At 67.0% G+C, this 12,384-nt stretch carries 13 protein-coding genes; 8 read left to right on the top strand and 5 right to left on the bottom strand.

Translation table 11 applies throughout. The features are described 5' to 3' along the window. Positions 1-224: 224 nt before the first annotated feature. The 4 genes from D452_RS0104405 (at position 225) to D452_RS31245 (ending at position 3,513) form a co-directional block, all read left to right on the top strand. Complete coding sequence (locus D452_RS0104405; protein WP_152498523.1) at positions 225-458, top strand: hypothetical protein; 234 nt, start codon at positions 225-227, stop codon at positions 456-458. Positions 459-479: 21 nt separating this feature from the next. After that, on the top strand, positions 480-2,441 hold the full coding sequence (locus D452_RS0104410; protein ID WP_020379982.1) for a hypothetical protein: 1,962 nt from the start codon (positions 480-482) through the stop codon (positions 2,439-2,441). Between the two features lie 130 nt (positions 2,442-2,571). Beyond that, the gene (locus D452_RS31940; protein ID WP_083927452.1) at positions 2,572-3,045 is read left to right on the top strand and encodes a DNA/RNA non-specific endonuclease; all 474 of its coding nucleotides are present in this window, start codon (positions 2,572-2,574) and stop codon (positions 3,043-3,045) included. Positions 3,046-3,078: 33 nt separating this feature from the next. Next, the gene (locus D452_RS31245) at positions 3,079-3,513 is read left to right on the top strand and encodes a hypothetical protein (RefSeq protein ID WP_160167868.1); all 435 of its coding nucleotides are present in this window, start codon (positions 3,079-3,081) and stop codon (positions 3,511-3,513) included. 451 nt (positions 3,514-3,964) lie between these two features. On the opposite strand, the gene D452_RS30195 is transcribed toward D452_RS31245, so the two are convergent. Then, positions 3,965-4,156, bottom strand: coding sequence for a hypothetical protein (locus D452_RS30195; protein ID WP_152498525.1), 192 nt, complete (start codon positions 4,154-4,156; stop codon positions 3,965-3,967). Positions 4,157-4,304: 148 nt separating this feature from the next. On the opposite strand from D452_RS30195, the gene D452_RS31250 reads away from it, so the two are divergent. Next, positions 4,305-4,769, top strand: a complete 465-nt coding sequence (locus D452_RS31250; protein ID WP_152498526.1) for a hypothetical protein — start codon at positions 4,305-4,307, stop codon at positions 4,767-4,769. A gap of 290 nt (positions 4,770-5,059) precedes the next feature. On the opposite strand, the gene D452_RS0104430 is transcribed toward D452_RS31250, so the two are convergent. Together D452_RS0104430 and D452_RS0104435 are read right to left on the bottom strand one after the other, a co-directional pair. Continuing rightward, on the bottom strand, positions 5,060-5,713 hold the full coding sequence (locus D452_RS0104430; protein WP_017542944.1) for a response regulator: 654 nt from the start codon (positions 5,711-5,713) through the stop codon (positions 5,060-5,062). Beyond that, positions 5,710-6,969, bottom strand: a complete 1,260-nt coding sequence (locus D452_RS0104435) for a sensor histidine kinase (RefSeq protein ID WP_239646322.1) — start codon at positions 6,967-6,969, stop codon at positions 5,710-5,712. The genes D452_RS0104430 and D452_RS0104435 overlap by 4 nt, the downstream gene beginning before the upstream one ends. A 122-nt stretch (positions 6,970-7,091) precedes the next feature. On the opposite strand from D452_RS0104435, the gene D452_RS27685 reads away from it, so the two are divergent. Next, a complete protein-coding gene (locus tag D452_RS27685; RefSeq protein WP_051061246.1) occupies positions 7,092-8,276 on the top strand; it encodes a DUF418 domain-containing protein in 1,185 nt (394 codons plus the stop codon). A gap of 383 nt (positions 8,277-8,659) precedes the next feature. Here D452_RS27685 and D452_RS0104445 read toward each other — a convergent pair whose 3' ends face one another. After that, positions 8,660-9,382 carry a response regulator gene (locus tag D452_RS0104445; RefSeq protein ID WP_026128973.1) on the bottom strand — a complete coding sequence of 241 codons (723 nt, stop codon included), beginning with the start codon at positions 9,380-9,382 and terminating at the stop codon, positions 8,660-8,662. Positions 9,383-9,616: 234 nt separating this feature from the next. Further along, positions 9,617-10,105: a flavodoxin family protein gene (locus D452_RS0104450; RefSeq protein ID WP_017542948.1), complete on the bottom strand. Its 489-nt coding sequence runs from the start codon at positions 10,103-10,105 to the stop codon at positions 9,617-9,619. 293 nt (positions 10,106-10,398) lie between these two features. Between D452_RS0104450 and D452_RS0104455 the strand changes: the two genes are divergently transcribed. Both D452_RS0104455 and D452_RS0104460 read left to right on the top strand, forming a co-directional pair. Next, positions 10,399-11,160, top strand: a complete 762-nt coding sequence (locus D452_RS0104455) for a hypothetical protein (protein WP_017542949.1) — start codon at positions 10,399-10,401, stop codon at positions 11,158-11,160. Between the two features lie 378 nt (positions 11,161-11,538). After that, positions 11,539-12,381 carry a nitrilase-related carbon-nitrogen hydrolase gene (locus D452_RS0104460; protein WP_017542950.1) on the top strand — a complete coding sequence of 281 codons (843 nt, stop codon included), beginning with the start codon at positions 11,539-11,541 and terminating at the stop codon, positions 12,379-12,381. Positions 12,382-12,384: the final 3 nt, after the last annotated feature.

A 12,384-nucleotide genomic window follows, 5' to 3' on the forward strand; every position in this document is an offset into this window, starting at 1 on the left:
CTGAGCAGGCTCCCGGCGCGGGCCGCCCCGTCTGAGCCCTGGCCCTCTACCTGTCTCAGCACCCTTGACCTTTCCTGTCTCAGGCCCCTGCCCCCGGGGTCTGCCGCGACCTTTCCCTGATCCCCCTGGAGTGGTGTTCGGTGCCCCCCGAAGAAGTCAGACCGATCGACTGTGAAGGCAAGATCGATCCCAGCTTGTTCCCGGTCCCCGAGACCGAGACACCCATGCTGGAGTGGCACGCCAGCAGGCTGCGCACGGCCGGTCAGCAGATGGAGGAGACCGGGGGCGACATCGTCCAGGCCTGGGAAGGTCTGACCAGCTGCTATTCGGCGCCCGAGGCCCAGACCCTGCACGAGGCCCTGGACCCGGTCGCCCCCCAGGGGGTCGAGGTCAACACCGCCACCGAGCGAGCGGCCGGGGCCTTGGAGGACTTCGCGGAGACCGTTCGGGAGATCTAGGGCAAGTGGCGGACCCTGACCGTGGACTCCTACTCCTTTCGCGCTGAGATCGCGGAGGAGGGGCAGGACTGGAACAAGGGCGAGGGCCTGTTCGGGACCGGGGACAGCGCCAACGCCGACAGGAACGAAGCGTTGTTGCTGCGGGCGGCCAACCTGGTCGGTGACTTCGAGCGGGCCGAGATCACCTGCGCGAACGCGATCAACGTCGGGCTCGCCGGGCGCACCGACTTCGTGAGTGAGAAGGATCTGGATGGTGCGGCACCCGACCCGGACCAGTTCGTGCACGGGTACGGTGCCGATCTGACCGAGCTCCCGACGTCCTGGGGTGAGGCCGCCGCGGGCACCGACTACGGGTGGGTTCGGGACGTGGGCTCGGCGGTGTGGGACTTCGGTGTGGGCGCGGTCGAGGGGGTGGGTGCGGCCGTGGGCGCCCATTCCTCCCAGGGGTGGTTCGCGCAGTCGTGGGGGGACTCGCTCAAGGAGTACCACTGGGGCAACCTGACCTCGGCTGCTTCGTTGGTGGGGATGTATGACGCGGAGTCGGACTCGTTGGGCTGGGCGGGGCTGTCTTCGGCGGGCCAGGCGTGGAAGGACCTGGCGCACTCGGTGGTGCCGTGGGAGGAGTGGGGCGAGCGTCCCGGGTACGTGATCGGGACCGCTCTGCTCAACATCGGCGCGACCGTGGGCGGCGCCGTGCTGACCGCCACGGGTGTGGGCGCGGTGGTGGGAGTGCCGTTGATGGCCTGGCGCGGCGCGGCGATCCTGGATGGCATGGGCAGCTCCAACCGCGGCGGCGGCGGTGGCGGGGTGGATCTGCCGACCCTTTCCACAAACGCTTCGGTCACCTCCCACGTCAGCCCCGGCCAGATGGAAGTCATCAAGGCCTACATGGACCAACTGGTCAACCCCGTCTATTCGGATACCGGTGATCTGGCGGGAGGTCCCTCCAGTGGTGGCGTCGAGGGCGCGGGGTCCGGCCGTGTCGGCACCACGAACTCGGCGCAGGGAGATGGCTCCGCCACGCCCGCTTCGCATAGGGGCAGCGGTGAAAAGCGTGCGGCGACCGCTGAGGAACTGCGGGTCTTCGACGAGATCATCGAGAACGACCCGCAGTTGAAGGCGCAACTCGAAGAGTACGGACCCGCTTTCAGAGAGCACGACGCGGCTCCAGGAGATCTCGGTGACGGTTCTTGGACCGGAGGAGCTGGCAACGCCCGTCAACCAAGTGACGGCCCAGTCGGTGAGCAGTCCAGGTCAGCGGACCCCGATGTCGATCCGTCGCACGCACAGCGGATTGATCTGACCGAATCCGGCGAAGCGGGGACGGGCTTGCGTTCCGAAGGTCAGGCACCGGCCAACGAGAGCAGCCGCGCGCCGGTGGCGGTTCTGGACCGAGACGGTGGGGCGACCGGTGACGGTGCGGGCGGCCCCAACGATGACAACGGTGCCCAAAGGACATCGGAGGATGGGCACCGGCGTACCAGCTCCGCTGGCGGTACGCTCCTGGGCGGCGGCTCTTCCTCAGGTGGTCCCGGAGAGCCTGGCCACGGTTCCGGTCCGGGCCATGATCGCAGCGATTCTCAGGAGCAGGGCGGTCCTCACGGCGACGGCTCGAACTCGGACAGATCTCAGGGGAGTGGTCACCAGGGCAACCCCTGGGACAAGGAATGGAACAACGACAAACTCAACGAGCGCTACCGGGTACCGGTGGTACCGGAAGAGCGAAGGCACAAGCTCGAGGTTGGTGACAGTGGCCCGCCCTCTTTCCCGGAGGAGGGTGCGCGGTTCGCTGACAATCAGAGATTGGAGCCAAACTCAGTATGGGATGTCAAGGGTAGAGGAAGATTCTACAGTGATGGCGATGGGAGGATCTCCCACATTGACACCCATCCCGGAAACAAGGTTGATGCAAATCCGGAGCTCAGGGAAGAAATATCATTACGAGACCGATTCAAGAACCAGAACATCACACGCCCATGGTGAGCTACAAAGACTCAAGGCGAGTACTGATGAAGGCGGCATGAGCCTGAAGTAAAAGAATGAATTCTACCGGACGAGCGACCAGGGCGCCGCCGGAAGAAGGGGCGGGGAGCAGTACACAGAGGGCGATCCGATCTACCACACGGCCCAGTGGGATGGCGGACACTTCTTTGGCACCGGCTTTGGCGGAAGCGGTCATCACTTGAATCTCTATGCACAGCTCCGGGAGGTGAACCAAAATAGAGTCAAGTCCAACGAGGCGAACAGCTTCTTCAAAATCGAGAGCAAGTGGCGGGAGCTGCTTGACAATAACCATAAGGTGGAAGTGACATTCGATGCAGAATATTCGGGTGACAGCAAGGTTCCATCCAGGGTTTCTGTTGTGTTTAGCATCGACGGAAACCCCCCCAAGAAAGTAGACTTCGAAAACACCCCAGACACCAGGGTGGAAGGTCAGCCTAAGCGCAAGTACTATGATCGATACCCGACAGGCGCGGGATCTGGCGCCGGCTCTGTAGTCGCCGGATCGGTCCTTGTTCAGGCGGGCGGCCCTGGAGAGGTTCCGCCACCAGAAGACGAGATTCGACCTCCGGAAACTGTGAGGTAGCAATTAACGAAAGCGCGGTAATGGTTCATGACCATGAGTCCTGAAGAGCAGGGGAATAAACTTCAAGAAGTCGGGTCTATCATTTTGGATAACATCCCTTCCGCATGGGGAGATATCTCTGTTGACTTCTGCTCCTGTCACCGGGTCAGTGGATCTACCGTCATTGTGACGGGCGTTGATGGCGAGCTCTCCTATCCGAGCCTCCCTGGGGATGCGGTCACTGCCCTGAGGGACCTTCGGGAGGGCATGTTCCGTGAAGGGACGGGGACTTGGTTCAGCCTCCGCTATGTCATCACAAGTGATCTTCGGTATCACGTGGACTACGATTACGATGCGGAACCCGACTTCGGATTCGAGATCGCTTTTAGCGACTTTCAGAGGGACTTGGACAGATTCCCTCGCGACGAGGAGCATATTCCTGACTGGCTTCGGGAGAAACTGAGTCGGGCCGCGGCAGGGGAGGACTGAGCGGGTTGCGGGCCTGTTGTCCGCTCCACGCCGGCACCTGGGCATGCCGAGAATCGAGGGGTAGTCTCGCTTGGTTTGTAGGTGCCACCCCGGACGATCCTGGCATCCGCATCGGAGTAGCTCCGTTTCGAGGGAGTGCCCCCGGCCCGAACAGCGGCTGGGCACCGAGGTCGTAGCCATCGGTGAGGGCGCGCTCCCCGGGGGCGCTTCTCCAGGAGGCCGTTGACGGCATGTTGCCCTCGGCCGGAACGATCCGCTGCTCGCCGCCCCCGGGCTGCTCGAAGCGCGGGGCGATCGAGCCGACCCACGCGGTGGTCGTACTCGCGAGTGCTGCGCCCATATGACCGGCCGGGATGACCCGCGCGTGCCAGGAGAAGGTGGTGCAGCATCCAGCCCGAGGCCAGCCCTTGGAACTGCTTCATCGACGGCCAAGGAACCCCACGGGGGACAGTCAGCCGAACCGGTCACACGCCTCGGACAGGGTTCCCACGAGGCCGTCCTGAGGCAGCTCGAACGGGTCCAGACTGGTGTCGCCGCACAGGTAGCGCTCGTAGTTCTTCGCACTGGGCGGCGGGGACAGCACCGGAAAGTCCGAGGAGTCGGCTGGGTGGAGGCGGTGGCTGGCCCGGCGGTGATCAGCCACCGCGCTGGTTGATCAACGTGCTTGGACGGACGATCACCTGGTCCAGCCCCCTGGCGACCAGGTGGGCGTCGGCCTCCTCCTCCACCGCGGCGATGCAGGATCGTCCGCCTCATGAGAATTTAACCGAAAAACTACTGAGGTCGAATCAGTGAGTAGTCCGAATATCACCCCTGACGACTCTCTGGATCCGATACAACAGCAGGAGCTGACCAATGGAGTGGCGAGGGCTCTCGTCAACTCAGCGCCTCCCGGGTGGTCCGAGATAACGCTAGATGTCATTTCTTTGGCAAGATTGACGACCATCGGAAATTGGGTCAGCAGGAATAACAATCCCCCCGAAAGGGAATTCTTTCCACATAGCGTAAACAATGATGTGATCAGACTTCGCCTTGGGATGTACAGAGAGGGAACTGGAACCTGGTTTTCCATGCGCATGCATATTATTCCCCCCGGCAGATTCAAAGTCGAATTCAACTATGATGAGAAGCCCACGTATTTCATGCCCCCAGACCCACAGGAGTTCGCGACTGACTTCGAGAAGTTCCCGAGAAGCCCGGAAAATATTCCATCGTGGCTTCAAGAGGAACTCGATCACGCCTCCCGCGAAGAGTGAAAGCACGCAATAGTTCAGGCACGACATTGCCTCTGCGCGGACAGTCATCCCTCTCCCGAAGAGGACACTCCTTTCATTGACCCCAAAAGGGACACTTGGAGCTTCAGGAGGAAGTTGCGACGATCTCGCGCATCGCTTTTGAAGTCAGGACACTGCTCCTACGACAAAAAGTGCGCCTGAGTGGTTCCAGTTGGGGATCGACAGGCCCACAGGGGACTCTGAGGAGCGTCACCGCAGTTCACTGGCGGAACATCGAACCTTCTGGTCCGAGGGACAGCGATCAGTGATTCCTAGTCGTCCGCCCAAGTGGTCAGGCCGTGGCGGTACGCGTAGACGGCCGCCTGCACCCGGCTCTCCACCCCCAGTTTGGTGAGGATCCGGGCCACGTGGACCTTGGCCGTGCCGAGGGTGATCCCCAGCTCCCCGGCGATTGCGGCGTTGCTGTGCCCCCTGGCCACCAGCACCAACACCTCCCGTTCACGGGAGGTCAGGTCATCGACCAACCGTGGCGGCGTGCGCGGCGAGGTCCTCGCGAACCGGTCCACCAGCCGCGGCGTGACCTTCGGGTCGATCACCCCCTGGCCGGAGGCCGCCGCCCGCACCGCTTCCACGTACAGCTCCGGATCACTCTCCTTGAGCAGGAACCCCACCGCCCCCGCCTGGAGTGCCCCGAACAGGTACTCGTCGGTGTCGAAGGTGGTCAGCATGACCGTCGGCGGCGCGGGCGAGAGCCCGGACAGCTCCCGGGCCGCCGAGACACCGTCCGTTCCGGGCATCCGGATGTCGGTGAGCACCACGTCCGGTCCCAGGCGTCGCGCCATGGACACCAGCTCCCGACCGTTCGCCGCCGCTCCCACCACCTCCACGTCCCCCACCGGACGGAACAGCAGCCGCAGCCCCTCGCGTGCGGCTGGCTGGTCGTCGGCGATCAACAGCCGGATCATCCCGTCCCCTCCCCGACCTGGGTCTCCTCCACCGCTCCGGCACCGCCCGACGCGCCCCCCACAGGAAGCACGGCCCGCACCCGCCAGCCCCGGCCCGGCAGCCTCCCCGCCTCCAGGACGCCGCCCAGCTCCTCGGCGCGCTGCCGCATCCCCGCCAGGCCGATCCCGCCGTCACCTTCCGCTCCCACCGGCACGCGCCGACCGTCGTCCTCCACCGTGACCGTCAGCGCGTCCGCTGAGCGCGTCAGCCGCACCCGTACCCGCCGCGCCGAAGCGTGCCGCAGCACGTTGCCCAAGGACTCCTGGACGATCCGGTACACGTCCGCCCCCACCCGATCGGGCACCCCCTCCCCCACTCCCTCGGGCATCACCAACTCCACCAGCACCCCCGTGCCCTCCAACGCAGCCGTCAGGGACGGAAGGTCCGCGAGCCCGGTACCCGGCACCGCCTCAGACAGCCGGTCCTCCCGCAACGCGTCCAACAGTTCGCGCACCTCCCGCACCGCGCGTCCGGACAGCTCCGCGACCAACCCGAGCACGGCCTCGGCCTCCGGGTCCCGCCCCTCCAGGGCCTGCCGACCACCGACCGCCAGCAACCGGATGGCGCTCAGGTGGTGCCCGGCGATGTCGTGCACCTCGCGGGCCAACCTGTCCCGCTCACGCAGTCGTTCGCGCTCGAAGGAGTCGCGCACCGCGCGCCGCAACCCCTCGGCGCGGTCGGCCCGTAGCCGCCACACGTACCCGCCCAGCAGGGGCACGAAGGCGGGCAGCGCCCACAGGACGAAGTCCAGCCCGTCACCGATCACGGACGCGGCCGGTGCGGACGGATCCCCCGACCACTCGACCAACGTGTTGGTTTCGGGGAAGAGGACCACCTGATAGGCGAACCACCACACCACCGACGCCACGGCAAGCAGCGGCGCCGCCCCGGGACGCCGATGGGCGGCCGACGCGACGGCGACCATGGCGGCGAGCAGGGAGCCGTCGTGGCCCACGGCCGCGTACGAGACGAACACGAGGGCCCCCGCGACCAGCGCGACGGCCACCGGGAACCGTCGTCGCAGGACCAGCGGGGCGCAGGCGAGCAGCACGACCACCTGGGGAAGCCACCCCGTGTCGGCGTCGAGATCGACCGGAGGTATCTGGAGCGCCAGCAGCCCCACCAGGACCGCCACCACGGTGTCGGGCACCGGGACGGAAAGCCATCGCCACCGCTGCTGGCGCCCGACTGCTTCGCCCATCCTCGCCGCACTCATCCGTCCATGGTGCGGCACGGCGCGTGGGCCCCGCGTCCGCCGAAAGGCGTACGGGGAAGGGGGACCGGGCCTATGCCCTTCGGCAGATGCCGTGGCGGTCCCCTCCTCGGCACCATGCGTTCATGGACACCACCAGAACCCCCGGAACCGAGCGAATACCGCTCCTGGACGTGCTGCGCGGGATCGCCATCCTCGGCACACTCAGCATGAACATCTGGCTCTTCGGCCACCCCGGATCGGTTGGCTACGGACCCGTCGCCGAGGGGCTGCGGACCCTGTTCCTCAGCGGCAAGTTCTTCGCCATGCTCACCCTGCTGTTCGGCGTGGGCCTGGCCATCCAGCACCGGGCGGCGATGGCCCGTGGCCGCACCTGGCCCGGCAAGCAGCCCTGGCGGGCACTCCTCCTGCTGGTGGAGGGCGCCCTGCACGTCGTCCTCCTCTTCGCCTGGGACGTGCTCATGGGCTACGCGGTGACGGCGCTGCTGGTCGTCTACCTCCTGGGCCTGTCCGAGCGAACGCGCACGGTGGTCATGTGGACCGCCCTGGGCATCCACCTCACCTTCATCGGAGGCGTGACGGTGATCATGAGCCTGGTCTTCTCCATCGAAAGCCATACTCGACTGACCCCGGCACAGGTCGAGTGGGACCAGCTGTACCGGGAGGGCAGCTACTCCGACCAGGTCCTGGATCGCGCGACGAGCTTCCTGTCCACCCGGTTGGAGATGGTCATCGCCTTCCCCATGATGGTGTTCCTCTTTCTGTTGGGGGTGCGCCTGTACCGTGCCGGAGCGTTCGGGGACGACCCGGTCGGCCGGGCCCTGCGGACCCGAATGGCGGTCTGGGGCCTGGGACTGGGCCTGCCGCTCAACGCACTGGCCGCCGCCTTCCCCGACGACCTGGGCATGGCCGGGCGCAACGCCTTCGCCTTGGTTCTGATGCTGGGGTACGTGGGCCTGGTGGGAATTCTGATGGACCGGGTGCGGCGCCCCGGGCAGGTGACGGCCTCCCTGACCGCAGTGGGGAGGACGGCGCTCAGCAACTACATCCTCCAGAACCTGCTGGCCTCGCTGATCTTCTACTCATGGGGGCTCGGCCTGGGCCAGCTCGCGGACCACGCGGGCCTGATGGCGGCGGCCTGGGCCGTGATCAGCCTGGTGCTGCTGGCGGGTTCGCGTCTGTGGCTGTCCCGATTTCCACGGGGCCCCATGGAGATGTTCCAGGCCCGGGTCCTGGCCCTGGTCCCCGAGCGGGATCGCGCTCCCGACCCGCCCCAGGTCGAGGAGAGGAACGCGGACCCACGCGGCTGACATCCGACGAAGCCGCGTCGGAGGCCCGCTCCCCCCGAGGACGGCGCGCCCCAGCCACCGCGCTCTCGCCAGCGGGTCCGTCCGGGCTTCCCGGCCACGTTGGGGGTGGAAGGAGCCGACCCCGCACACCAAGGTCGGCCCACGAACCGCCCGCGCATGGGAGGACGGTCGGAGCAGTCCGGACCGCCGCCACTCACACTCGCCGGTGCTGCCCTTCGGCCCGGGGCGACGCGGCCAGGGGCGGGGCTCGCGAGGCGTCGACCGCGCGGAAGCGCCGTCGCGACCCACCACGGGCGCGGCCGGGTACCACCACAGGACGGCGCGGACAGCCCCGAATCCGAGCCAGGGCCGCGACCGCACCGCACCGAGGCCGTAGGTCGCAACTAGCCGAGGTACTCGGCGCGCACCGCGTAGATGGCGGCCTCCGTGCGGGAGTGCACCTGGAGCTTCTCCAGGATGTTGCGCACGTGGTTCTTCACGGTGTTCTCGGTGATGAAGAGGCGCTCACCGATCTCCCGGTTGTTCAGGGAGCGCGCCAGCAGCTTGAGCACCTCGGTCTCACGCGGGGTGAGCTCGGGGAGCGTGGGCGCGGCCTTGGGCGTGCGCTCCTGCTTGGCCAGCCCCGCGAACTCCCCGATGAGCTTGACGGCCATCGACGGATTGATGAAGGACCGCCCCTCCGCGATGGCCCGGACGGCGCGCGCGATGTCGGTGACGGCGATCTCCTTGAGCAGGTAGCCGGTGGCCCCCGCCTTGAGCGCCTCGAACAGGTCCGCCTCGTCCTCGCTCATGGTGAGCATGACGAACTTGACCTCGGGCACCGCCGCGCGAATCCTCGGGCAGGCCTCGATGCCCGTGGAGTTGGGCATCATCACGTCCATCAGCACCACGTCGGGCCGGAGTTCGGTGGCGAGCACGACCGCCTCGTCGCCGTCGGCGGCCTCACTGACCACATCGATATCGGCCTCGTCGTTGAGGACCGAAACCAGGCCCCTCCGGAAGAGCGCGTGGTCGTCCACCACGAGCACCCGGATGGGGGCCGCAGGTGCCGTCACCTCCTCCGAGGCATAGTTGAGCCGAGCGGGTGACAGGGAGTGGGGACTCACCAGAACTCCTATTACGCATAACCGAAATACCGGGCTTCCGGATCGGCTCGCTGACGGCGGTTCCGAGAATCCGGACAAAGGGGGAGTTCACTAGCGAATCCTCCCTCAGCGAGGCTCTCTCCACTGTCCCATAAGTGCTCAGAGAACGGTATGTGCTTGGAATTCTCCGCCGCCTTCCGGCATCAGTGAAGATCGGCGCCCATCGGCGACGTGCGCCCCCTCCACCCCGTCCCTCTACCCGGCTCCCGCCGCCTCCGCTCCCTCCCCCGCGTGCTCCAGGGCGGCCAGCGCGGTGACCGCCCCCAACTCCCAGCACGCCTCCCGGGCCTCGGAGCCCGGACGCCCCGTGACGGCCACCGGAGGCCGGTGTCGGTGCCATCCCATACCCTTGGCCACCGACTCCACCGAGCGGACCGCTCCGGAGGTGTCGTTGTCGCCGTGGACGTACAGTGCGTACGGAAGCCCCTGTGTGTCGACCTGCACGGGGTAGTAGACGGTGTCGAAGAAGTGCTTGAGGGCACCGGACATGTAGCCGATGTTGGCGGGGGTGCCGAGTACCACCGCGTCGGCTTCGAGCAGGTCCGCGGCGTTCGCGGAGAGTGCCGCCTTGACCTGCACTCGTACGCCTTCGATATCGTCTGTTCGGGCGCCGTCGAGCACCGCGTCCAGCAGTTCCCTCGTGGCGGGTGAGACCGTGTGGTGAACGATGAGCAGTCGTGCCATGCCCCCCACAGTAGGCAGATCCCCCTCGCGTGGCCCGGTCACACGCTCCCGCTCACCGTGAGCTCCGCGCAAGGAAAGCCAAGGACCCCATGAATCAGCCTCCTCCCCACGGACAGGACCCGAACCAGGGTCCGCCCTACGGAACACCCAGCGGCGGACAGCCGCCCATGGATCCGCACAGTGGCGGCCAGCCCCCGATGGGCCCGCCTCCCGGCGGAATGCCTCCGGGCGGAATGCCCCCGGGCGGGATGCCCCCCGGCGGCCAGCCGCCCATGGGACCGCCTCCCGGGGGAATGCCCCCCGGTGGCCCGGGCGGCCCCTACGGCGGCGGCCCGTACGGCGGCGACCCCTACGGCGGGGCACCCGGCCCCGGCTACGGCGGCGACCCGTACGGGGGCCAGTACGCGGGAGGCCAGTACGGCCCGCCCACTCCTCCCCCGTCCAAGGGCGGCGGCCCATGGCTGTGGATCAGCCTCGGCTGCGGCGGCCTCTTCGTCATCGGCGTGGCCCTGGTCGTGCTCCTCGTCTTCTTCCTCTCCGACGACGGCGACAACGGCTCGGACGACACCTCGGGCGACACCGGCGGCAGCTCGGAGTCCGAGGGCTCCAGCGAGACCGCCGGCAGCACCAGCACCGGCCTCGGCACCGAGGAACGCTCCAACCCGGACATGCCGGGGGTCGGTGAGGAGGTCAGCCACAACGGCATGGTCTTCAGCATCGTGGAGATCGAGGTCGGCGCCGAGGTCCCGGGGTACACCCCCTACGGCGAGTACGTGGTGGTGTACGTCCAGGTCAGCCCGGACGGCAACGACGACATCGAGTTCTGGCGCGACGAGCAGCACCTGTACGACTCCAGCGGCACGGCCATCCCGGAGGACTACGTCGCCACGGAGGACTTCGACGACGACTTCCGGATGGACGTCCCCGTCTCTCCGGGTGACTCCGAGACCGTGCCGATCGTCTTCGACGTCGAGGACCCCTCGGACATCTCGCACATGGGCCTGAGCGCCGAATTCCTGGGCGGCGACGAGGTCGAGGTGGACGTCACCGGCTGACCCGCTCCCGCCGACTGAGGGCGGCCGGGCACCGCGCCCGGTCGCCCTCAGTCATGTGTGCGAAGGCATGAAATCAGCAGCCACAGCACGGTGAAACCTGTCACTTCCTCTGAATTGATTTCGCCACACAAAGGACATAGGTGAACTGTGGCCACGGGGGTGAATAAGGTTCACCCGTTTCTTTCCAAGTACCTCGGATGTCGGACGTTGACCGGCCATTCTCCTCTTACCTAAGGTGCGACCTCTACAACGCGCCGTCCCACTCGCAGGCGGTCTCCCCCGAAAAGCGGGAACCGGTGCGAAAGGGCCGTACGCGGTTGTACCAGGCGTTCTGAGCCGCCCGTGTTCCGGGCGGCGCTCGAAGAGGAGCGAGGGACCATGCCGAACACCGTCCGGGCCGCACTCGTACAGACCGAGTGGACCGGTGACGCCGAATCGATGATGGCCGCCCACGAGAAGTACGCGCGGGACGCCGCCGCCCAGGGAGCCGGGGTGATCGGCTTCCAGGAGGTCTTCAACGCCCCCTACTTCTGCCAGGTGCAGGAACCCGAACACCACCGCTGGGCCGAGCCCGTCCCCGACGGTCCCACCGTCACCCGGTTCAGCGCCCTGGCCAGGGAACTGAACATGGTCATGGTGCTGCCGGTCTTCGAGGTCGAGAAGCCCGGCTTCTACTACAACACCGCCGCCGTCATCGACGCGGACGGCACGTACCTCGGCAAGTACCGCAAGCACCACATCCCGCAGGTCAAGGGCTTCTGGGAGAAGTACTACTTCCGCCCCGGCAACCTCGGCTGGCCCGTGTTCGACACGGCGGTCGGCAGGATCGGCGTGTACATCTGCTACGACCGGCACTTCCCCGAGGGGTGGCGCGCGCTCGGCCTGGCCGGGGCCCAGCTGGTCTACAACCCCTCCGCCACCAGCCGGGGCCTGTCCGCCTACCTGTGGAAACTGGAGCAGCCCGCCGCAGCCGTGGCCAACGAGTACTTCGTGGCGGCCATCAACCGGGTCGGGGTCGAGGAGTACGGCGACAACGACTTCTACGGAAGCAGCTACTTCGTGGACCCCCGCGGACAGTTCGTCGGCGACGTCGCCTCCGACACCGCGGCCGAGCTGGTCGTGCGCGACCTCGACCTCGACCTGGTCGACGAGGTCCGCCAGCAGTGGGCGTTCTACCGCGACCGCAGGCCCGACGCCTACGGGCCGCTGGTGGAGGGGTAAGGC

Source organism: Nocardiopsis prasina DSM 43845 (assembly GCF_000341265.1).
Classification (GTDB): Bacteria; Actinomycetota; Actinomycetes; order Streptosporangiales; family Streptosporangiaceae; genus Nocardiopsis; species Nocardiopsis prasina.

Bases quoted from the DNA above. Each gene is read 5' to 3' on its own strand.
- D452_RS0104460 (WP_017542950.1), top strand. From the start codon at position 11,539: ATGCCGAACACCGTCCGGGCCGCACTCGTACAGACCGAGTGGACCGGT.
- D452_RS0104430 (WP_017542944.1), bottom strand. From the start codon at position 5,713: ATGATCCGGCTGTTGATCGCCGACGACCAGCCAGCCGCACGCGAGGGG.
- D452_RS0104435 (WP_239646322.1), bottom strand. From the start codon at position 6,969: ATGAGTGCGGCGAGGATGGGCGAAGCAGTCGGGCGCCAGCAGCGGTGG.
- D452_RS0104455 (WP_017542949.1), top strand. From the start codon at position 10,399: ATGCCCCCCGGTGGCCCGGGCGGCCCCTACGGCGGCGGCCCGTACGGC.
- D452_RS0104450 (WP_017542948.1), bottom strand. From the start codon at position 10,105: ATGGCACGACTGCTCATCGTTCACCACACGGTCTCACCCGCCACGAGG.
- D452_RS27685 (WP_051061246.1), top strand. From the start codon at position 7,092: ATGGACACCACCAGAACCCCCGGAACCGAGCGAATACCGCTCCTGGAC.
- D452_RS0104405 (WP_152498523.1), top strand. From the start codon at position 225: ATGCTGGAGTGGCACGCCAGCAGGCTGCGCACGGCCGGTCAGCAGATG.
- D452_RS31245 (WP_160167868.1), top strand. From the start codon at position 3,079: ATGAGTCCTGAAGAGCAGGGGAATAAACTTCAAGAAGTCGGGTCTATC.